A 20,739-nucleotide genomic window follows, 5' to 3' on the forward strand; every position below is an offset into this window, starting at 1 on the left:
GAAGGGGCTCGCGGATGCGTGCCGTTCAGTTCAGTCCCGAGGCCCTGAACACCTCCCGTGCGGTCTCCCCGTCGATCCGGGCCGACAGGCGTCGCAGGTCCTGGGTGCCGGAGCGGAGGGTGCCGTTGGTCAGGGAGCGGCGTACCCCCGTGTCGACGCGGTGCCACAGGGCCGGGTCGGCGATCAGGGCGCGGGGGTCGATCTCCACGCGGTTGCCGAGGGCGTCGCGCAGGACGAGGCGCTGGGAGACGCCGTCCGGGGCGTGGGCCGAGACCAGCAGGTCCGTGCGGACCCGGTGGGTGCGCAGGAGGGTGCGGGAGGCCAGCCAGCCGTCGCCCGCCGTCAGTTGGGCCGGGAGCAGGATCACCCAGAGCAGGGCCGCGAGGCCGGTCCAGAGCAGGGCCCGGTCGGCGTCCAGTGTGCCGGCCAGTTCGTCGACGGCCAGCATCAGGGCGAGAAGGGTGGCCGCGCAGCGCCCGGCGCCGTGGGACGCGCGGGGCCGGCAGCGGTCGTGCACCACCGGGCCGGAGGGTGGGGCGGGTGTGCCGGGCCGTTCACGACGTGGGTCGCCTCGGTGTCCCATATGACCGACGTTAGGGATTCCGGGGCCGGTTGCCGGGTGGCTTGACGGCACTTTGACGAGGCCCTGTGCCTTCTTGACGCCGCGCACACGGGTCCGGCCCCGTCAAGAGCCCGTCAGGGTCCGGTCCCTCCGCGCGAAGAACGCGCAAGGGCCACTCGGCGGTGGCCGGAACCGGTCCCACTCTGAGGGCACCTCACAGACCTCACACCACAAGGAGCACCCACGCCATGTCCGTACTGACCGCCGCACCGGGCGCCGCCCCCGTCGGGGAGGAACCGCCCGATACCGGTGAGCGGCACCGCCTCACCGCCGTCACGGGCCTTGCCGCGCTGTCGCTGGACGCCATGGCGTCGGTGGCGTACGGGCCCGAGGCGATCGTGCTGGTGCTGGCCGCCGCCGGGGCGCACGGCCTCGGGTTCACGCTGCCGGTCACCCTCGCCATCGCCGGGCTGCTGGCCGTGCTCGTCGCCTCGTACCGGCAGGTCATCGCGGCCTTTCCGGACGGCGGAGGCTCGTACGCGGTGGCGCGGCGGCATCTGGGGGTGCGGACGAGTCTCGTCGCCGCCGGGTCGCTGGTGCTGGACTATGTGCTCAATGTGGCCGTCGCCGTCACCGCCGGGGTGGCCGCGCTGACCTCCGCCTTCCCCTCCCTCTACGCCGACCGGCTGTGGCTGTGCCTGGCCGTGCTGGTGCTGATCACGGCGGTGAATCTGCGCGGGATCGTGGACTCGGCGCGGGCGTTCATCGTGCCGACGGTCGTCTTCGTCGGGTCGATCCTGGTGCTGATCGGGGTCGGTCTCTTCCGGTCGGCGCCGGTCAGCACCGAGGCGGCGGCCGGGCATGCCTCGGTGCTCTCCGACAACGCGACCACCGTCGGCGCGCTGCTGCTGCTCAAGGCGTTCGCCTCCGGCTGCTCCGCGCTCACCGGCGTCGAGGCCATCGCCAACGCCGTGCCCTCCTTCCGGGCGCCGCGCGCCAAGCGGGCGCAGCACGCGGAGGTCGCCCTCGGCGCGGTGCTCGGCGTGATGCTGATCGGGCTGTCGGTGCTGATCTCGCGGTTCGGCCTCCAGCCGGTCGAGGGCGTCACCGTCCTCGCCCAGCTCGCCGACGCCTCCCTCGGCCACAACGCGGCCTTCTATGTGGTCCAGTTCGCGACGATGGTGCTGCTGGCGCTGTCCGCCAACACCTCCTTCGGCGGGCTGCCGGTGCTGCTGAAGCTGCTCGCCCGGGACAACTACCTCCCGCATGTCTTCGCGCTGAAGGCCGACCGCCAGGTCCACCGGCACGGGGTGCTGGCGCTGGCGCTGGTCTCGGCCGCGCTGCTGCTGTTCTCCGGCGGCGACACCAACACCCTGGTGCCGCTGTTCGCCATCGGGGTGTTCATCGGGTTCACCATCGCCCAGATCGGCATGGTCCGGCACTGGCGGCTGGAGCGGGGGCCGCGATGGCGGGGCAAGGCGCTGCTGAACGGGTTCGGCGGCACTCTCACCGGGGTCGCCGCGATCGTCGTCACCGCCACCAAGTTCGACGAGGGCGCCTGGCTCGTGGTGGTGGCGCTGCCGGTGCTGGTGGTGGCCTTCCGGACCGTGCACCGGGCGTACGCCCGCATAGGGGAACGGCTCGGGCTCGGCCGGGTCCCCGAGCCGCCGCACCGGGACCGGTCCCTCGTGGTCGTACCGGTGTCCACGCTGTCCCGGCTCACCTCCGAGGCGCTCACCGCGGCCCGCTCCCTCGGCGACGAGGTCCGCGCGGTGACCGTCTGCTACCCGGACCCCGAGGACCGGGCCCACAGCCACGCCCTGGAGCGCGCCTGGGCCGACTGGGACCCCGGGGTGCCCCTGGTCCGGCTGCACAGCGAGCGGCGCGCGCTGGGACGCCCGATCGCCGCCTATGTGCGGGAGCTGTCGGCCGTGCCGGGCACCCGGGTCACCGTGCTGGTCGCGGAGACCGAGCCGGAACGGCTGTGGCAGCGGCTGCTCCAGAACCAGCGGGGCGCGGTCGTCGCCCATGCCGTGCGCCGCGACACCGACGCGGTGATCTGCCGGTTGCGGTTCCGGCTCGGGTGAGGAGTGGTTGCGTAACGTAACGCTGAGATAGCACTCCGTGGGGGGCTCTGGTGGTGGAGCCGCAGCGCGGGGTCAGGGCCGGCCGGTGCCTGCGACCGTCCGCCGTATGGGTCCCGTCAAAGGGGTGCAGGGCACCGTATGGGACCCGTCAACGGCGGTCGGAACCGGCCAAACAGGCGGTTTCCTCTAACCGTTCCCGTCCGGCGGTTCGTGTCCGGTCCCGTCGTTCCCGTCCCACTGTCCCGTCGTTCCCGTCCACCTGTTCTGCCGGTTCCCGTCCCACCGTTCACGCCGTTTCTGTCCCGCTCGTACCTCGACTCCAGGAGTTCACGATGGCCGATGTGGCCTTCGTCGTCGCCACGCTCGCGCTGTTCGCGCTGGTGGCTCTCGTCGCCAAGGGGGTGACGAAGCTGTGAGCGTCGAAAACATCGTCGGCCTCATCGTGGCCGTCGCCCTGCTGGGCTATCTCGTCCTCGCGCTGATCTTCCCGGAGAGGTTCTGAGCCGCACATGGGTCCCGTACTCGCCGGCGTTCTTCAGCTCGTCGCGCTGATCGGCGCGCTCGCGGTGGTCTATGTACCGCTCGGCAACCACATCGCCAGGGTCTACTCCTCCGACCGGCATCTGCGGGTGGAGAAGTGGATCTACCAGGGCATCGGCGCCAACCCCGACGCCGAGATGCGCTGGCCCGCCTATCTGCGCGGGGTGCTCGCCTTCTCCGCCGTCGGTGTCCTCTTCCTCTATCTGCTCCAGCGGCTCCAGGGCGTGCTGCCCGGCTCGCTGGGCTTCGCCTCCATCGACCCGGACCAGGCGTTCAACACCGCCGTCTCCTTCGTCACCAACACCAACTGGCAGTCGTACTACGGCGAACAGGCCATGGGCCCGGTCGTGCAGACCGGCGGGCTCGCGGTGCAGAACTTCGTCTCCGCCGCCGTCGGCATGGCCGTCGCCGTCGCCCTGGTGCGCGGCTTCGCCCGGTCGCGCACCGGTGAGCTGGGGAACTTCTGGGCCGACCTGGTGCGCGGTGTCGTCCGCATCCTGGTGCCGCTGGCGTTCGTCGGGGCCGTGGTGCTGGTGGCCTGCGGGGCGATCCAGAACTTCGCCGGGATCCACGAGGTCGGCCAGTTCATGGGCGGCTCGCAGGAGTGGAACGGCGGCGCGGTCGCCTCCCAGGAGGCCATCAAGGAGCTGGGCACCAACGGCGGCGGCTACTTCAACGCCAACAGCGCCCACCCCTTCGAGAACCCCACACCGTTCTCCAACCTGTTCGAAATCTTCCTGATCCTGGTCATCCCGTTCGCCATGACCCGCGCCTTCGGGCTGATGGTCGGCTCGGTCAAGCAGGGCTACGCGATCCTCGCCACCATGGCCACCATCTGGCTCGGCTTCACCGTCCTGATGATGTGGACCGAGTTCCACCACAGCGGCGAGGCGTTCGAGATCGCCCGGGGTGCCTATGAGGGCAAGGAGGTCCGCTTCGGCGTCGGCGCCTCCTCGATCTTCGGCGTGGCGACCACCCTCACCTCCACCGGCGCGGTGAACGCCTTCCTCTCCTCCTTCACCGGACTCGGCGGCGGCATCGCCATGCTGGGCATGATGCTCGGCGAGATCGCGCCCGGCGGTGTCGGCTCCGGCCTCTACGGCATGCTGATCATGGCGATCATCGCGGTGTTCCTCGCCGGTCTGATGGTCGGCCGCACCCCCGAGTACCTGGGCAAGAAGATCGGCGCCCGCGAGATCAAGCTCGCCGCCTGCTACATCCTGATCACCCCGGCCCTGGTCCTGGTCTTCACCGCCTTCGCCATGGCCCTGCCCACCCCGGGCAACTCCATGACCAACTCCGGCGCCCACGGCTTCTCCGAGATCCTGTACGCCTACACCTCCGCGTCCAACAACAACGGCTCGGCCTTCGCCGGGCTCAACGCGGACACCCAGTGGTTCAACAGCACCCTCGGTGTCGCCATGCTGCTGGGCCGCTTCCTGCCGATGGTGTTCGTGCTGGCGCTGGCCGGGTCGCTCGCCGAGCAGAAACCGGTCCCGGAGACCGCCGGCACCCTGCGCACCGACAAGCCGATGTACTCCGGGCTGCTGGTCGGCACGATCATCATCGTCACCGGTCTGACGTACTTCCCGGCGCTCGCGCTGGGCCCGCTGGCCGAAGGGCTGGCGTGATGTCCGCGCCCATACACCGCCCAGACCGAGCAGCGGATCCCGCGATTTCCGAGCAGAAGCAGCAGCAAGGGGCATCGATGTCCACACCCACCCCGACCCGGGCGCCGCACAGCGACGTACCCACCGGGCGCAAGTCCGCCGAGGGCCGTGTCGGCGCGGGCCTCTTCGACCCCGGCCAGCTCGTCAGGTCGCTGCCGGACGCGCTGCGCAAGCTCGACCCGCGGGTCATGGTCAAGTCGCCGGTCATGTTCGTGGTGTGGGTCGGCTCGGTCCTCACCACCGTGTTCACCTTCACCGACCCCGGAGACTGGTTCGGCTGGGCGATCAGCGCCTGGCTCTGGCTGACCGTCATCTTCGCCAATCTGGCGGAGGCGGTCGCCGAGGGCCGGGGCAAGGCGCAGGCCGACACGCTGCGCAAGGCCAAGACCGACACCGTCGCCCGCCGGCTGACCGGTGAGCGCGAGGAGCAGGTGCCCGGCACCGAGCTGAGGATCGGCGACCACGTGGTGTGCGAGGCCGGGGACATCATCCCCGGCGACGGCGATGTCATCAAGGGCGTCGCCTCGGTCGACGAGTCCGCCATCACCGGCGAGTCCGCCCCGGTCATCCGGGAGTCGGGCGGCGACCGCAGCGCGGTCACCGGCGGCACCAAGGTGCTCTCCGACCGGATCGTCGTCAAGATCACCACCAAGCCGGGGGAGACCTTCATCGACCGGATGATCAGCCTGGTCGAGGGCGCCGCCCGGCAGAAGACGCCCAACGAGATCGCGCTGAACATCCTGCTGGCCTCGCTGACCATCGTCTTCCTGCTGGCCGTCGCCACCCTCCCGCCGCTCGCCGACTACGCGGGCACCGACCTCTCCATGGTCGTCCTGGTCGCCCTGCTGGTCTGCCTCATCCCGACCACCATCGGTGCCCTGCTCTCCGCGATCGGCATCGCCGGGATGGACCGGCTGGTGCAGCGCAATGTGCTCGCCATGTCGGGCCGCGCGGTCGAGGCGGCCGGGGACGTCTCCACCCTGCTCCTCGACAAGACCGGCACCATCACCCTCGGCAATCGCCAGGCCGCCGAGTTCGTCCCGGTCCGGGGCACCACCGCGCCCGAACTCGCGGACGCCGCCCAGCTCTCCTCGCTGGCCGACGAGACCCCCGAGGGCCGCTCGATCGTCGTCCTCGCCAAGGAGAAGTACGGGCTGCGCGAGCGCCACCAGGGCGAGCTGACCCAGGCCGAGTGGATCGCGTTCACCGCGCAGACCCGGATGTCCGGCGTCGACGTCGACGGCCGCAAGGTCCGCAAGGGGGCCGCCGGTTCGGTGACCGCCTGGGTCGGGGAGCGCGGCGGCGAGACCGCCGAGGACGCCGGCCGGATCGTCGACGAGATCTCGGCGGCCGGGGGCACCCCGCTGCTGGTCGCCGTGGAGGACGCGGGCGGCGCCCGGGTCCTCGGGGTCATCCACCTCAAGGACGTGGTGAAGGAGGGGATGCGGGAGCGGTTCGAGGAACTGCGCCAGATGGGCATCAAGACCGTCATGATCACCGGCGACAACCCGCTCACCGCCAAGGCCATCGCCCAGGAGGCGGGCGTGGACGACTTCCTCGCCGAGGCCACCCCCGAGGACAAGATGGCCCTCATCAAGCGGGAGCAGGCGGGCGGCAAGCTGGTCGCGATGACCGGTGACGGCACCAACGACGCCCCGGCGCTGGCCCAGGCGGACGTCGGTGTCGCCATGAACACCGGGACGTCGGCCGCCAAGGAGGCCGGCAACATGGTCGACCTCGACTCCAACCCGACCAAGCTCATCGAGATCGTGGAGATCGGCAAGCAGCTCCTGATCACCCGGGGCGCGCTGACCACCTTCTCCATCGCCAACGACGTCGCGAAGTACTTCGCGATCATCCCGGCGCTGTTCGCGGCCGTCTACCCGGGCCTGGACAAGCTGAACATCATGCAGTTGTCCTCGCCGGACTCGGCGATCCTGTCGGCCGTCGTCTTCAACGCGCTGATCATCATCGCCCTGGTGCCGCTGTCCCTGCGGGGCGTGCAGTACCGGCCGGTCAGCGCCGACAAGATGCTCCGCCGCAACCTCGGGATCTACGGCCTCGGCGGGCTGATCGCGCCCTTCATCGGCATCAAGCTCATCGACCTGCTCATCTCCCTCATCCCCGGAATCGGCTGATCGGCATGAACAACTCCGTAACCAACACCGCCCGGCTGCTCGGCGCGGGCCTGCGCGCCCTCCTCGTGCTGACCCTGGTGACCGGCGTGCTCTACCCCCTCGTCGTCACCGGGATCGCCCAGGGCCTGTTCCGCGACTCGGCCAACGGCTCGGAGATCACGGCGGACGGCGAGGTCGTCGGCTCCTCCCTCATCGGGCAGGCGTACAACCTGCCGCTGGGGGAGGGGCAGGAGACCCCGGAGCCGGACCTCAAGTGGTTCCAGGGCCGTCCGCAGAACGGGCTCGGCAGCAACAGCGTCAACACCCAGTACCAGCTCATCCTCTCCGGGGCCACCAACCGCTCCGGGGACAACCCCGAGCTGATCCAGTGGGTGACCGACGCCAAGGCCGCCGTCGTCGAGGACAACTCCGTGCCCGGTTACACCGTCGACCCCGACGAGGTGCCCGCCGACGCGGTGACCTCCTCCGGCTCCGGTCTCGATCCGGACATCTCCCCCGCCTACGCGGACCTCCAGGTCCACCGGGTCGCCGAGCGGAACGGGCTGCCGGTGGACGAGGTGCAGGGACTGGTCGATGAGCACACCGAGGGCCGCACCCTCGGCTTCATCGGCGAGCCGCGGGTCAATGTCCTCGAACTCAACATCGCGCTCAGGGAACTCGTCCGGGGCGACTGATCAGGGCGACTGACCAGTGCGACTGATCGGGGAACGGCGTGCGCGTGACGCGCTCCGGCCGGTACGGGAGCCGGCGGGGCCCGGGACACCCCGGCCCCGCCGGCTCCCGCCGCCGTCCCGGATCTCCGTCCCCGGATCTCCGTCCCCGCCCCCCATCCCGGACCCCTGCCCGCGCTCCCCCCGTGGGCCCCTCTCCGGTGGGACCCCTCCCGCCGTCGCCGGAACGTACGATCCCCCTCCCGTACGACAGGAAAGGCGCACGCCCATGACTCGTGTGCTGGTGGTCGAGGACGATCCACAGCTCGTCCGGGCCCTCGTGATCAATATGCGGGCACGCCGGTACGGGGTGGACTCCGCCACCGACGGCGCGACCGCGCTGCGGCTGGCGGCGGCCCGTCAGCCCGATGTGGTGATGCTCGACCTCGGACTGCCCGACATGGACGGCGTCGAGGTGATCCGGGCGCTGCGCGGCTGGAGCCGGGTGCCGATCCTGGTGCTGTCGGCCCGGCAGGCGTCCGACGAGAAGGTGGCCGCCCTCGACGCCGGGGCGGACGACTACGTCACCAAGCCGTTCAGCATGGACGAGCTGATGGCCCGGCTCCGCGCCGCCGTCCGCCGTACCGACGACACCGTGCCCGCGCCCGGTGCCACCGTGGTCACCACCGCCGACTTCACCATCGACCTGCTCGCCAAACGGGCGGTGCGCGACGGCCGGGACATCCGGCTCACCCCGACCGAATGGCATCTGCTGGAGCTGCTGGTGACCCGTCCCGGGCGGCTGGTCAGCCAGACGTTCCTGCTCCAGGAGGTCTGGGGGATGTCCCAGCGCAACAAGAGCAACTATCTGCGGGTCTACATGGCCCAGTTGCGGCGCAAACTGGAGAGCGATCCCTCCCATCCCCGCTATCTCGTCACCGAACCCGGCATGGGTTACCGCTTCGAAGGATGAACATGGCACGCGGCAAGCTGCGGATCTACCTCGGCGCCGCTCCGGGCGTCGGCAAGACGTACGCGATGCTGTCGGAGGCCCATCGGCGCATCGAGCGGGGCACGGACTGCGTGGTTGCGTTCGTGGAGCATCACGCCCGGCCCCGGACGGAGGTGATGCTGCACGGCCTGGAGCAGATCCCGCGCCGGGAGCTGGAGTACCGGGACACGACGTTCACGGAGATGGACGTGGACGCGGTGCTCGCGCGCCGGCCCAGGGTGGCGCTGGTGGACGAGCTGGCGCACACCAATGTCCCGGGGTCGCGCAACGCGAAGCGCTGGCAGGACGTGGGGGAGCTGCTGGCCGCCGGGATCGATGTCGTCTCGACGGTGAACATCCAGCATCTGGAGTCGCTGGGCGATGTGGTGGAGTCGATCACCGGGGTGCGGCAGCAGGAGACGGTGCCGGACGAGGTGGTGCGGCGGGCCGACCAGATAGAGCTGGTCGACATGTCGCCGGAGGCGCTGCGGCGGCGTATGGCGCACGGGAACGTCTACAAGCCGGACAAGGTCGACGCGGCGCTCTCGAACTACTTCCGGCCCGGGAATCTCACCGCCCTGCGGGAACTGGCCCTGCTCTGGGTCGCGGACCGGGTGGACGAGTATCTGACGGAGTACCGCAGCGAGCACCGGGTGTCGAAGATCTGGGGCTCGCGGGAGCGGATCGTGGTCGGTCTGACCGGTGGACCGGAGGGGCGGACGCTGCTGCGGCGGGCGGCGAGACTGGCCGAGAAGGGAGCGGGCGGGGAGGTCCTCGCCGTCTACATCTCGCGCAGCGACGGCCTCACCGGGGGCTCCCCGAAGGAACTGGCCGTCCAGCGCACGCTGGTCGAGGATCTCGGCGGCACCTTCCACCATGTGGTGGGAGACGACATTCCCGCCGCCCTCCTGGACTTCGCGCGGGGTGTGAACGCCACACAGATCGTGCTGGGCGTCTCCCGCCGCAAGAGCTGGCAGTACGCGTTCGGACCGGGTGTCGGGGCGACCGTCGCTCGGGAGTCCGGACCCGATCTCGACGTCCATCTGATCACCCATGACGAGGCCGGCAAGGGGCGCGGACTGCCCGTCGCCCGGGGCGCCCGGCTCGGGCGGGGGCGGATCCTGTGGGGCTGGATCGTCGGGGTCCTCGGCCCGGTGCTGCTCACCGCGCTGCTCGACGGCTTCGCCCCGGACGTCGGCCTCGCCAACGACATGCTGCTCTTCCTCACCTTCACGGTGGCGGCGGCCCTGCTCGGCGGACTGGTGCCCGCGCTGGCCTCGGCGGTGGCCGGTTCGCTGCTGCTGAACTGGTTCTTCACCCCGCCCGTGCACACCCTCACCATCGCCGACCCCCAGAACATCGTCGCCATCGCGATCTTCATCGGGGTCGCCGTGTCGGTGGCCTCGGTGGTCGACCTCGCCGCCCGGCGCACCCATCAGGCGGCCCGGCTGCGGGCCGAGTCGGAGATACTCTCGTTCCTCGCCGGGGACGTGCTGCGCGGGGAGACCAGCCTGGAGGCGCTCCTGGAGCGGGTCCGGGAGACCTTCGCGATTGAGTCGGTGGCGCTGCTGGAGCGGGAGAGCGAGGTCGAGCCCTGGACCTGCGCGGGCAGCGTCGGCGCGCAGCCCTGCCGGTGCCCGGAGGACGCCGATGTGGACGTCCCCGTCGGCGACCACATGGCGCTCGCGCTCTCGGGGCGGGTGCTGCCCGCCGAGGACCGCCGGGTGCTGGCGGCGTTCGCCGCGCAGGCGGCGGTGGTGCTCGACCGGCGCCGGTTGCGCGAGGAGGCCCACCGGGCGCGTGCGCTGGCCGAGGGGAACCGCATCCGCACCGCGCTGCTGGCCGCCGTCAGCCATGATCTGCGCACCCCGCTCGCCGGGATCAAGGCCGCCGTCTCCTCGCTGCGGTCGGACGACGTGGCCTGGTCGGAGGAGGACCAGGCGGAACTGCTGGCGGCCATCGAGGAGGGCGCCGACCGGCTCGACCATCTCGTCGGCAATCTGCTCGACATGTCCCGCCTCCAGACCGGGACCGTCACCCCGATCGTGCGCGAGATCGACCTCGACGAGGTGGTGCCGATGGCGCTCGGCGGGGTGCCCGAGGACAGCGTCGAGCTGGACATCCCGGAGACCCTGCCGATGGTCGTCGTGGACAAGGGGCTGCTGGAGCGGGTGGTGGCCAACGTGGTCGAGAACGCCGTGAAGTACAGCACCCGCGAGACGGTGATGGTGTCGGCCAGCGCGCTGGGGGAGCGGGTGGAGGTGCGGGTGGTGGACCGGGGGCCGGGGGTGCCGGACGAGGCGAAGGAACGGATCTTCGAGCCGTTCCAGCGCCATGGGGACGCTCCGCGCGGTACCGGGGTGGGGCTCGGGCTCGCGGTGGCGCGCGGCTTCGCCGACGCGATGGGCGGCACGCTGACGGCGGAGGACACGCCGGGGGGTGGGCTGACGATGGTGCTGAGTCTGCGGCGGGCGGTGGGGAGGGGTGGGGGAAGTGCGGGGGGCGTGGGGGATGCGGGGGATGAGGGGAGTGTGGGTGTTTCGGTGGTGGGGGTGGGGGAGCGAGGGGTGTCGTCGCGGGGGGTGGTGGCTGGGGAGCCGGAGGGGCCGGGGGAGGCGGAGGAGCGGGTCGCCGGGGTTTCGTAGGGGGAGGAGAGGGGGGCGGGCGGGGTGCTGCCCGGGTCGGCGGGGGTGGGGTGGGTGGCGTTGGGGCGGGGGCCGTTGTCAGGAGGGCTGGCGTTCGTCCGTGAGTCCGTCGGTGTCCAGTCGCAGGCGCCAGGTGTTCCGGCGGTGGACGGCCGTCAGTTCCGCCTCCAGGGGCGAGGGCGGGATCGCGAGGACCGGGCAGACGGCATGGGTCAGGCAGTAGCGGCTGACCGAGCGGGAGAAGGCGCGATGCCAGGGGCTGCGCCGGCCCGCCCCGACGACCAGGATGTCGTCCTCGCGGTCGGCCGCCCGCACCAGGGCGACACCGGGGGCGCCCCGGGCCACCGTGGCCCGCACCGGGACGCCGGGGCCGTCGGCGCCGAACGCGTCGGCGAGCACGCCCAGCAGCCGCTGTCCGGCCAGGCGGCGCCATTCGTCCAGCAGCACGCACGGGGCCGGATTGCGGCCCACGCCCAGTTCGCCGCCCGGCGGTTCCCAGGCCAGTACCGGCCACAGCGCCGCGCCCCGGCGGCGGGACTCCTCGGCCGCCCGGCACAGCGCGGTGACGCTGCCGAGGGAGCCACTGACCCCCACCACGACCCGAGGGGTACCTGCGTCGCCGCTGCCGGACATCGCTCCACCGTTCGTCGCCCATGGCGGTGGACCGCTTGTCCAGCGCCGGGCCCCGGCACGGGGCCGGTCCCATCCCACCCGCACGCGGGTGCGCGGTGAAGGCCGGTTGCGGCTTCTTGGCGCGCGACAGTCGGAACCTTGCGCGTCCCTGACGCGCGGTGCCGCCGTCGACACGGTCGATTACAGGCCGTGACGGTGTCCGGAGACGCGTCGGGGCCGGTTCGCGGTGTGCCCGCGGTCCGGCCCCTGTTGTCCCCGGGCGGTGCTGTCGTCCGGCCGCCCGGTACGGCTCAGGCCGCCGTCACCACCTGGGGGCGGTGCGGGGCGATGATCTGGCCGTCCGGCAGCAGTTCGCCGGTGTCCTCGAAGAGCAGCACCCCGTTGCACAGCAGGCTCCAGCCCTGTTCCGGGTGGTGCGCCACGAGGCGGGCGGAGTCCCGGTCGGCGGAGTCGGCTGTGGGGCACGGAGGCGTGTGCTGGCACATGGATGGGATCTTTCGCTCTGTCGTGACGGATGGGGTATGCGCTCTGGATGGGGTGTGCGTACTGATCGGCGTGTCTGTTCCGCGGCTCGAAGCGTCTTTCATGGCCGCCCCCCGTTGTGATGAGTCGGGTCCTGAACCAGTGTTGCCCCACGGGCGTCGATCCGCAGGGATTTCGGAGCACCGCTTCTCACAGGTTCATGACGCATCACCCGGCCGGACGGTTCAGTTCAACTGTGCTGCCCTTTCGGGTGATTCACGGTGACCGGATGGGGCTAGTCCGCTCGGGTTCACCGGGGGTGAGGCTCGTATGAGCGGGAAATGGCACAAGAGAGCTGTCGCTCCGGGGGGGAGGGGAGGGGGATGGCGTCGGGTGACGGTGCCTGGAGAAGGCGTCGGGAGGAAGTGCCGGGAGGCGGCGTCGGGAGGCGGCGTCGGGAGGAAGTGTCGGGGGGAAGCGTCGGGGGAAAACGCCGTACCCCGCGGCCGGTGGTGCGGCGGCGGGGTACGAGGGGCGTGGCGGGGTGGGGGTGACCGGGAGGGGCGGGGGCGGCTCAGGCGGGTGAGCCCAGCAGCGGGGCCGGGGGCACCCGCTGGGTGAGGACCGGCAGCAACTCGCCCGCCCGGTGCGGACGGTGGGCCGGGATGCCGGGCGGGGCCGGGGCCAGCGGCACCAGCAGATCGGCCGCCGCGGGAAGACCGGCCGCCGCGTCCGCGCCGGGATCGCCGTGCAGCCACAGGGTGAGCATGTAGAGGCTGGGTACGGAGAGCAGACGCGGCTGGTACCGGCCGGGGAGCGTTTCGGCCTGGCGCAGGGCGAGTTCGGTGGAGGCGATGTACGGGCCCTCGAAGAAGTGCGAGAAGGCCCAGCCGTCGGCGGTGAGCCGGGTCTCCGCGGCGGCCACGGCACGGCCCCCGCTGTGGATCAGGAAGCGCCAGCCGGCCAGCCGGGTGGCGAAGACTCCGCCGCCCGTCACCGGGTCCAGGACGTGCACGGGCAGGGGGAGTTCGGGGGTGACGGGTCCGTCGGCGGTGCGCAGGGAGGGCGTTCGGGCCTCACGGACCGCGGTGGGGGAACCGAGGGCCGTGAGGACGGTGCGAAGAGCGGGCGCGGGAGCCGGCGGGACATGCAGCGGCATGGTGGGTCGCCTCTCATTGGACAGGCAGGGGTGCGTGAGGGCGGGGGCGGACGGCGCTGTCTGCTCACGGTCGAGGGAAGACCGGCCGGGGTGCCGGGGCGCGACGGGACATATCCCGCGCGGAGGAACGTGACGGCGGATGTCCCGGGGGCCGGTGTCGGCCTTCTGCCTCGTTCGCGGAGTTTATACGACCGCTGTTCGAGCGGTGTTTCGGCTAGCCGTTCCGGGGCACCCGGACAAGGCCGATTCCAGTCATGGATTCAGGGTGAAACATCCCGATTTCCCGTTGCCGCGGCTGCGCTGACCTCGGGTTGTGTGCGTCATGTGGTGGGCCAATTGTCGTCGGCGTTTTTCACGAGTAACGCGGAGGCGGTGCAACCCGAATGCCGTATGCCAGGGGTATGTGCCCCCGGACATAAGTGCCCGGCAGGGACCAGATTAGCGGGCGGGCGGGCCGCCGTGTGGCGTTATGGATCGTCCGGGCTGGGCATCATCCACCCTGACATCCACCACGGACATCACCACGGACATCACCACGGACATCCATACGGACATCCACCACGGACATCCATACGGACATTCACCCTGACATCCAGCCGGGCCCGTACCCGGTCCGCGCACCCCGGCGGGCCCGGGTCCGGGCCCGCCCATCCGAGGAGGGACGCTTCGATGGGGGAGAAGGTCGTGGCAGGCGGTATCGACCTGTCCGATCGGCACAGCTACCGGGACAAGCTCCGGCGCTGTCTGACCGGCCTGGAGCGACTGCTCGCGGAGCAGCGGTTCGACCGGCCCAAGAACCTGATGGGCCTGGAGATCGAATTGAATCTGGTCGGTGCCGACGGACTGCCGAGAATGTTGAACGGGCAAGTCCTGGAACGCATCGCCAGCCGGGATTTCCAAACAGAACTCGCCATGTTCAATCTGGAAGTGAACATTGCCCCCCACCGGTTGAGCGGCCGGGTATTCGACCGGCTCGCCGAGGAAGTCCGCACCTCTCTCGGCTACGCCCACCGGAAAGCGGTCGAGGTCGATGCCGGAATCGTGATGATCGGGATTCTGCCGACCCTGGACCGGGACCATCTGGTCTCGTCCAATCTCTCCGAGGTGGACCGCTACACCCTGCTCAACGATCAGATAGTGGCCGCCCGCGGCGAGGACTTCACCCTCGACATCGACGGGGTGGAACACCTGGTCTGCACCTCCCGCTCCATCGCCCCCGAGGCCGCCTGCACCTCCGTACAACTGCATCTCCAGGTCACTCCGGCGCGGTTCGCCGATGTGTGGAACGCGGCGCAGGTCGCCTCCGCGGCGCAGATCGCGGTCGGCGCCAACTCGCCGTTCCTGTTCGGGCGGGAGCTGTGGCGGGAGTCCAGGCCGCCGCTGTTCCAGCAGTCCACCGACACCCGGCCGCCCGAACTCCAGGCGCAGGGCGTCCGCCCGCGCACCTGGTTCGGGGAGCGCTGGATCTCGTCGGCCCACGACCTCTTCGAGGAGAATCTGCGCTACTTCCCGGCCCTGCTGCCCATCGTCGACGACGAGGAGCCGCTGGAGACCCTGGACGCGGGCGGCGTCCCCACGCTCGCCGAACTCGTCCTGCACAACGGCACGGTCTACCGCTGGAACCGGCCCGTCTACGGCATCGCCGACGGCGTCCCGCATCTGCGGGTGGAGAACCGGGTGCTGCCCGCCGGGCCCACCGTCACCGACGTCCTCGCCAACGCGGCCTTCTACTACGGCCTGGTCCGCGCCCTCGCCGACGAGTCCCGGCCGGTCTGGACCCGGCTGCCCTTCGAGCAGGCGGCGGAGAACTTCGACGCCGCCTGCCGCCATGGCATCGAGGCCCGCTTCCGCTGGCCGCGCCGCGGGCGGTACGGCGGTACGGCCGAGGTGGACGCGGTCACCCTGGTCCGGGACGAACTGCTGCCGCTGGCCGCCGCCGGACTGGACGCCTGGGGCATCGAACCCGCCGACCGCGACTTCTATCTCGGGGTGGTCGAGGAACGCTGCCGGCGCCGGTTCAACGGGGCGTCCTGGCAGGTCGCCACGTTTCACCGGGCCCTGGAGAGCGGCCTGAACCGCGACCGGGCGCTGGCCGCCACCACCCGCCGCTACTGCGAACTGACCCGGCTGGGCGAACCGGTCCACACCTGGCCGGTGGGGGTGCCGGAGGCGGTGCGGCGCTGAGGGGGCTTTCTCTTTTACCGGGACCCTTTGCGACTGCCGTTGCCCGGCCGGCTGCCGGGCCCGCCCTCACGGGCCGGTGCCGGATGGGGTTGCCGGGCGGGTCGGCGGCCCCCGGGTGGTCCCTTCCCGACCGGCCCGGCCCGCTCTCTGGCCCCGCCGGGCGGCCGATCCCACCCGCTCCCCCCCTCCCGCACCCACCCCCGGTCAGGTACCTGTCGTGCCGGGCCCCCGGGTACCCGGGGATTCGTGCTCCCAGGTTCATGGGGCAAGCTGTGATCCTTCACGGCTCTACCCACTGGACACCCACGGGAGGCACCTGTGCAGGCGGAGGACAGCGCGGCGGCTCGGGCACAGCCGCTGGAACGGCTCTCGCGGCGGACCCTGCGCGACGAGACGCTGCTCGTCCTCGCCCTGTCCCTGGGCGCGAGCGGGGTCTCCGCGCTGATCAGCTTCATCGGCTCGGCCACCCGGCCCGGCGGTCTCAGCGACCAGGCGGCCACCCTCAACGCCTCCGCCGCCCCCGGCCGCCCCTGGCTTGACCTGGCCTGGCAGTTGTTCGGCATCACCACCGCGCTGGTGCCGGTCGCGCTGGTCGCGCATCTGCTGATCCGTGAGGGCGCGAGCCTGCGCACCATCGGCTTCGACCGCACCCGTCCCTGGCCCGATCTCGGGCGCGGCGCGGTGATCGCCGCCGGGATCGGCAGCACCGGCATCGCCTTCTACCTCGCCGCACGGGGCCTCGGCTTCAACCTCACCGTGGTGCCGGAGGCCCTGCCGGACGTGTGGTGGAAGTTCCCGGTGCTGATCCTGTCCGCCGCGCAGAACTCCATCGTCGAAGAGGTCATCGTCGTCGGCTATCTGCTGCGGCGGCTCGATCAGCTCGGCTGGTCGCCCGGGGCCTCGATGGCCGCGAGTTCGGTACTGCGCGGCTCGTACCACCTCTATCAGGGCATCGGCGGGTTCATCGGCAACATGGTGATGGGGGTGGTCTTCGTGTACCTGTACCGCCGCTGGGGGCGGGTGGGGCCGCTGGTGGTGGCGCACACCCTGCTCGACATCGGCGCGTTCGTCGGGTACGCGCTGCTGGCGGGCCGGGTGAGCTGGCTGCCGACGGCTTGACGGAGGGGCGGGGCGGTGGTCAGGGGGTGAGCAGTTCCCCGTCGATGACGGTCACCGCGTGGCCGGTCAGCAGGGTGCGCGCGCCGCGCAGCCCGGTGCGGACCAGGCCCGTGCGGCGGGACGCCTGGAGGCCGGTGAGGTCCGGGCTGCCCAGCCGCGGCGACCAGTACGGGGCGAGGGCGGTGTGCGCGCTGCCGGTGACCGGGTCCTCGTCGATCCCGACATTGGGGAAGAAGCAGCGCGAGACGTAGTCGTAGCCGTGGGACGGGTCCTCGGCGCGGGCGGTGGCGATGATGCCCCGGGTGGAGTGGCGGGCGAGTGCCCGGTGGTCCGGGGCCAGGGCGCGGACGGTCCGCTCGTCGGCGAGTTCGAGGACCAGGTCGCCCAGGTTCGGGCCGGTGTCGACCGCGGCCAGCGGTTTCGCGCCCAGCGCTTCGGCGACCCCGTCCGGCAGGTCGACGGGGGTCAGCGGGGCGGTGGGGAAGTCGAGGGTGAGGGAGCCGTCCGGCCGGGGTGTGGCGGTCAGGGTGCCGCTGCGGGTCGCGAAGCGCACCGGGCCCTCGTGGACGCCGGTGCTGTGCAGCACATGCGCGGTGGCCAGGGTGGCGTGGCCGCACAGGGCGACCTCCGTCACCGGGGTGAACCAGCGCAGCGCCCAGTCCGCGTCCCCGCCCGGCGGCAGCGGATGCGCGAACGCCGTCTCGGCGTGGTTCACCTCCAGCGCCACACTCTGGAGCCGGGCGTCCTCGGGGAACGCGTCCAGCAGCATCACCCCGGCGGGGTTCCCCGCGAAGGGGCGGTCGGTGAAGGCGTCGACGATTCGAATCCGCATGGCCCCGACGGTAGGGCGCGGGGGGCGGGGCGGGAAAAGGCCAATCGCGGGGATCTGGACCTGAACGGCGTGGAGGGGGCGCGGGCGGGTACGCCGAAGGCCGGCCCGGGGGTCCTCGGCGCCGGGCCGGCCTTCGTGCGGATGTACGGATGTGCGGGTGGACGGGTGGACGGTGGAGTCAGTCCGTGCCCGACTCCATCGCCGCGCGGTCCAGCAGCTCGTCCTCCTCCGAGACCTCGCCGCGTGAGGCGATGGCCTCGGCGCCGCCCTCCGGCATGGCGCCGATGAGACCGGTCGCGGCGGCCTGCGCGGCACCGATCGCCGGGTGGGCCGTGCCGATCAGACCCATCCCGGCGTACTGCTCCAGCTTGGCGCGGGAGTCGGCGATGTCCAGGTTGCGCATGGTGAGCTGGCCGATGCGGTCCGAGGGGCCGAACGCCGAGTCCTCGGTGCGCTCCATGGAGAGCTTGTCGGGGTGGTAGCTGAACGCCGGGCCGGTGGTGTCGAGGAGCGAGTAGTCCTCGCCGCGCCGCAGCCGCAGGGTCACCTCACCGGTGACGGCCGCGCCGACCCAGCGCTGGAGCGACTCACGGATCATCAGCGCCTGCGGGTCCAGCCAGCGGCCCTCGTACATCAGCCGACCCAGGCGGCGGCCCTCGTTGTGGTACTGGGCGAGGGTGTCCTCGTTGTGGATGGCGTTGATCAGCCGCTCGTAGGCCGCGTGCAGCAGGGCCATGCCCGGGGCCTCGTAGATGCCGCGGCTCTTGGCCTCGATGATGCGGTTCTCGATCTGGTCGGACATCCCGAGGCCGTGCCGCCCGCCGATGGCGTTGGCCTCCATCACCAGGTCGACGGCGGTGGCGAACTCCTTGCCGTTGACGGTGACCGGGCGCCCCTGGTCGAAGCCGATCGTCACATCCTCGGCGGCGATCTCCACCGACGGGTCCCAGAAGCGGACGCCCATGATGGGCTCCACGGTCTCCACCCCGGTGTCCAGGTGCTCCAGGGTCTTCGCCTCATGGGTGGCGCCCCAGATGTTGGCGTCCGTGGAGTACGCCTTCTCCGTGCTGTCCCGGTACGGCAGCGCGTGCGCGACCAGCCACTCGGACATCTCCTTGCGACCGCCCAGCTCGGTCACGAAGTCGGCGTCCAGCCACGGCTTGTAGATCCGGAGGTTGGGGTTGGCGAGCAGACCGTAGCGGTAGAACCGCTCGATGTCGTTGCCCTTGAAGGTCGAGCCGTCGCCCCAGATCTGGACGTCGTCCTCCAGCATCGCCCGGACCAGCAGCGTCCCCGTCACGGCGCGGCCGAGCGGGGTGGTGTTGAAGTACGCCCGCCCGCCCGAGCGGATGTGGAACGCGCCGCAGGTGAGCGCCGCGAGGCCCTCCTCCACCAGCGCCGCCCGGCAGTCGACGAGCCGGGCCACCTCGGCGCCGTAGGTCTTCGCGCGGGTGGGCACCGAGGCGATGTCGGGCTCGTCGTACTGGCCGATGTCGGCGGTGTAGGTGCACGGGACGGCGCCCTTGTCGCGCATCCAGGCGACGGCGACCGAGGTGTCGAGACCGCCGGAGAAGGCGATGCCGACGCGCTCGCCGGAGGGGAGGGAGGTGAGGACCTTGGACATGGGAAGAGTATGCAGCATCTCGCATGGTCATGCAAAGCCCTTGTCCCGGCCTCCGTCCCGGCCCCTGCCCTGACCTTCGCCCCGACCTTCGCCCCGACCCCCGTCCCGGCCTCCCTCCCGGCCTCCCTCCCGGCCTCCGCCCCGGCCTCCGCCCCGGCCTCCGCCCCGGCCTCCGGTCCTGCTCGCCGTCGCCGCGATGGCCGGGAGGATCGCCAGGGACAGCACCCCGCCGGTCAGCGCGAGGATCGGATAGCTGGTCGCGGCCATGATCAGTCCGGAGGCGAGACCGCCCGTGGTCCCGGCGATGGCGATGGCGACGTCCACCAGGCCCTGGGTCCTCGCCCGGGTGGCGAGCGGCAGGGCGTCCGTGATGATCGCCGTGCCGGAGATCAGACCGAGGTTCCAGCCGAGGCCGAGCAGGATCAGCGCCAGGGCCAGCAGCGCCACCGAGTCGCCGGGCACGACGGCGGCCAGGACGCCCGCGGCCAGCAGGGTGACCCCGGACGCCCCGGCGATCCGGATCCGTCCGTACCGGTCCACCAGCCAGCCGGTGAGCGGCGACGGCAGATACATCGCCGCGATGTGCAGCGCGATGACCAGCCCGGAGGCGGCGGTGCCATGGCCGTGGCCGACCATGTGGACCGGCGTCATCGTCATCACCGCGACCATCACCAACTGCGTGACGATCATGACCAGGGCGCCGAGCATGACCCCGGGGCGCCGCCCCTCCGGTTCCCGCCCCGTGCCCGTGCCCCCGGCCGCCGCGGTCCGCTGCTCGGCGTCCGCCAGCGCGCGGGCGGTCAGGAGCGGGTCCGGGCGCAGCCGGACCGCCAGCACCAGCGCGGCCAGCGCGTACGCCGTCCCCGACAGCAGGAACGGTCCCGCGAGGCCCGGCACCCCGAGGCCCTCGGCGAGATCCGCCATCGGCGCCGCCAGATTGGGGCCCGCGACCCCGCCGAGCGTGGTGGCCACCAGCACCCGGGACACGGCCCGCGCCCGGTGGTCCGGCTCCGCGAGATCCGCGCCCGCGTACCGCGCCTGGAGGTTGGTCGCCGTCCCCGCGCCGTACACGAACAGCGACAGGAACAGCAGTACCGGGTGGTCGAGGACGGCGGCGGTGATCACGCCCGCGCTGCCGAGCGCGCCGGTGAGATAGCCGGCGGTGAGGCCGGGGCGGCGGCCCCGGGCCTGCGAGATCCGGCCGACGACCACGGCCGCGAGCGCCGAACCGGCGGTGAACAGCGCGCTCGGCAGTCCCGCCAGGCTCGTACCGCCCAGCATGTCCTGGGCGAGCAGCGCGCCGACCGTGACGCCCGCGGCGAGTCCGGCGCCGCTCAGGATCTGGGAGACGACGAGGGCCCGCAGGATGCGCCGCTGGGCCTGGGCGGCGTCGGGCAGGAGAGGGGTGCCGGGTATGAGGGGGTTGTCCGCGGCCCCGGCCAG

At 71.9% G+C, this 20,739-nt stretch carries 16 protein-coding genes; 9 read left to right on the plus strand and 7 right to left on the minus strand.

The window, feature by feature from the left end:
• Nucleotides 1–25 precede the first annotated feature (25 nt).
• Entirely contained in the window at nucleotides 26–520 is a 495-nt protein-coding gene (locus AB0O01_RS28245) for a hypothetical protein (protein ID WP_365317659.1), read from the minus strand.
• 290 nt (nucleotides 521–810) lie between these two features.
• On the opposite strand from AB0O01_RS28245, the gene AB0O01_RS28250 reads away from it, so the two are divergent.
• The 7 genes from AB0O01_RS28250 (at nucleotide 811) to AB0O01_RS28280 (ending at nucleotide 11,283) form a co-directional block, all read left to right on the plus strand.
• Nucleotides 811–2,649 carry an APC family permease gene (locus tag AB0O01_RS28250; RefSeq protein ID WP_365317661.1) on the plus strand — a complete coding sequence of 613 codons (1,839 nt, stop codon included), beginning with the start codon at nucleotides 811–813 and terminating at the stop codon, nucleotides 2,647–2,649.
• A gap of 412 nt (nucleotides 2,650–3,061) precedes the next feature.
• A complete protein-coding gene (kdpF, locus tag AB0O01_RS28255; protein WP_171151403.1) occupies nucleotides 3,062–3,151 on the plus strand; it encodes a K(+)-transporting ATPase subunit F in 90 nt (29 codons plus the stop codon).
• Between the two features lie 7 nt (nucleotides 3,152–3,158).
• Complete coding sequence (gene kdpA / locus AB0O01_RS28260; RefSeq protein WP_365317663.1) at nucleotides 3,159–4,820, plus strand: potassium-transporting ATPase subunit KdpA; 1,662 nt, start codon at nucleotides 3,159–3,161, stop codon at nucleotides 4,818–4,820.
• 77 nt (nucleotides 4,821–4,897) lie between these two features.
• Nucleotides 4,898–6,997, plus strand: a complete 2,100-nt coding sequence (gene kdpB / locus AB0O01_RS28265; RefSeq protein ID WP_365317665.1) for a potassium-transporting ATPase subunit KdpB — start codon at nucleotides 4,898–4,900, stop codon at nucleotides 6,995–6,997.
• 5 nt (nucleotides 6,998–7,002) lie between these two features.
• Nucleotides 7,003–7,671, plus strand: a complete 669-nt coding sequence (locus AB0O01_RS28270) for a potassium-transporting ATPase subunit C (protein WP_365317667.1) — start codon at nucleotides 7,003–7,005, stop codon at nucleotides 7,669–7,671.
• A 265-nt stretch (nucleotides 7,672–7,936) separates the two neighbouring features.
• Nucleotides 7,937–8,620, plus strand: coding sequence for a response regulator transcription factor (locus tag AB0O01_RS28275; protein ID WP_365317668.1), 684 nt, complete (start codon nucleotides 7,937–7,939; stop codon nucleotides 8,618–8,620).
• A 2-nt stretch (nucleotides 8,621–8,622) separates the two neighbouring features.
• Entirely contained in the window at nucleotides 8,623–11,283 is a 2,661-nt protein-coding gene (locus AB0O01_RS28280; RefSeq protein WP_365317670.1) for a sensor histidine kinase KdpD, read from the plus strand.
• Between the two features lie 78 nt (nucleotides 11,284–11,361).
• On the opposite strand, the gene AB0O01_RS28285 is transcribed toward AB0O01_RS28280, so the two are convergent.
• From AB0O01_RS28285 to AB0O01_RS28295, 3 genes are all read right to left on the minus strand, one after another.
• Nucleotides 11,362–11,916, minus strand: coding sequence for a universal stress protein (locus AB0O01_RS28285; RefSeq protein WP_365317672.1), 555 nt, complete (start codon nucleotides 11,914–11,916; stop codon nucleotides 11,362–11,364).
• A 290-nt stretch (nucleotides 11,917–12,206) separates the two neighbouring features.
• Nucleotides 12,207–12,401, minus strand: a complete 195-nt coding sequence (locus AB0O01_RS28290; protein WP_365317673.1) for a DUF5999 family protein — start codon at nucleotides 12,399–12,401, stop codon at nucleotides 12,207–12,209.
• A 551-nt stretch (nucleotides 12,402–12,952) separates the two neighbouring features.
• Nucleotides 12,953–13,537, minus strand: a complete 585-nt coding sequence (locus tag AB0O01_RS28295; protein ID WP_365317675.1) for a hypothetical protein — start codon at nucleotides 13,535–13,537, stop codon at nucleotides 12,953–12,955.
• A gap of 669 nt (nucleotides 13,538–14,206) precedes the next feature.
• On the opposite strand from AB0O01_RS28295, the gene AB0O01_RS28300 reads away from it, so the two are divergent.
• Nucleotides 14,207–15,721, plus strand: a complete 1,515-nt coding sequence (locus AB0O01_RS28300) for a glutamate--cysteine ligase (RefSeq protein ID WP_365317677.1) — start codon at nucleotides 14,207–14,209, stop codon at nucleotides 15,719–15,721.
• A 318-nt stretch (nucleotides 15,722–16,039) separates the two neighbouring features.
• Nucleotides 16,040–16,840 (plus strand): type II CAAX endopeptidase family protein, encoded by an 801-nt coding sequence (locus AB0O01_RS28305; protein ID WP_365317679.1) that lies wholly within the window; start codon nucleotides 16,040–16,042, stop codon nucleotides 16,838–16,840.
• 19 nt (nucleotides 16,841–16,859) lie between these two features.
• Here the strand turns inward: AB0O01_RS28305 and AB0O01_RS28310 are convergent, their stop codons facing one another.
• The 3 genes from AB0O01_RS28310 to AB0O01_RS28320 all read right to left on the minus strand — a co-directional run bounded on the left by AB0O01_RS28310 (nucleotide 16,860) and on the right by AB0O01_RS28320 (nucleotide 20,739).
• Nucleotides 16,860–17,672: a PhzF family phenazine biosynthesis protein gene (locus tag AB0O01_RS28310; protein WP_365317681.1), complete on the minus strand. Its 813-nt coding sequence runs from the start codon at nucleotides 17,670–17,672 to the stop codon at nucleotides 16,860–16,862.
• Nucleotides 17,673–17,850: 178 nt separating this feature from the next.
• A complete protein-coding gene (gene argG, locus AB0O01_RS28315; protein ID WP_365317683.1) occupies nucleotides 17,851–19,296 on the minus strand; it encodes an argininosuccinate synthase in 1,446 nt (481 codons plus the stop codon).
• Between the two features lie 27 nt (nucleotides 19,297–19,323).
• Complete coding sequence (locus AB0O01_RS28320; protein ID WP_365318006.1) at nucleotides 19,324–20,739, minus strand: MFS transporter; 1,416 nt, start codon at nucleotides 20,737–20,739, stop codon at nucleotides 19,324–19,326.

The organism is Streptomyces sp. NPDC093252, assembly GCF_040683675.1.
In the GTDB taxonomy this organism is placed as follows: domain Bacteria; phylum Actinomycetota; class Actinomycetes; order Streptomycetales; family Streptomycetaceae; genus Streptomyces.

What these genes read in the sequence shown, in the direction of transcription:
- AB0O01_RS28250 (WP_365317661.1), top strand. Translation starts at nt 811, where the DNA reads ATGTCCGTACTGACCGCCGCACCGGGCGCCGCCCCCGTCGGGGAGGAA.
- kdpA (WP_365317663.1), top strand. Translation starts at nt 3,159, where the DNA reads ATGGGTCCCGTACTCGCCGGCGTTCTTCAGCTCGTCGCGCTGATCGGC.
- kdpB (WP_365317665.1), top strand. Translation starts at nt 4,898, where the DNA reads ATGTCCACACCCACCCCGACCCGGGCGCCGCACAGCGACGTACCCACC.
- AB0O01_RS28270 (WP_365317667.1), top strand. Translation starts at nt 7,003, where the DNA reads ATGAACAACTCCGTAACCAACACCGCCCGGCTGCTCGGCGCGGGCCTG.
- AB0O01_RS28275 (WP_365317668.1), top strand. Translation starts at nt 7,937, where the DNA reads ATGACTCGTGTGCTGGTGGTCGAGGACGATCCACAGCTCGTCCGGGCC.
- AB0O01_RS28280 (WP_365317670.1), top strand. Translation starts at nt 8,623, where the DNA reads ATGGCACGCGGCAAGCTGCGGATCTACCTCGGCGCCGCTCCGGGCGTC.
- AB0O01_RS28285 (WP_365317672.1), bottom strand. Translation starts at nt 11,916, where the DNA reads ATGTCCGGCAGCGGCGACGCAGGTACCCCTCGGGTCGTGGTGGGGGTC.
- AB0O01_RS28290 (WP_365317673.1), bottom strand. Translation starts at nt 12,401, where the DNA reads ATGTGCCAGCACACGCCTCCGTGCCCCACAGCCGACTCCGCCGACCGG.
- AB0O01_RS28295 (WP_365317675.1), bottom strand. Translation starts at nt 13,537, where the DNA reads ATGCCGCTGCATGTCCCGCCGGCTCCCGCGCCCGCTCTTCGCACCGTC.
- AB0O01_RS28300 (WP_365317677.1), top strand. Translation starts at nt 14,207, where the DNA reads ATGGGGGAGAAGGTCGTGGCAGGCGGTATCGACCTGTCCGATCGGCAC.
- AB0O01_RS28310 (WP_365317681.1), bottom strand. Translation starts at nt 17,672, where the DNA reads ATGCGGATTCGAATCGTCGACGCCTTCACCGACCGCCCCTTCGCGGGG.
- argG (WP_365317683.1), bottom strand. Translation starts at nt 19,296, where the DNA reads ATGTCCAAGGTCCTCACCTCCCTCCCCTCCGGCGAGCGCGTCGGCATC.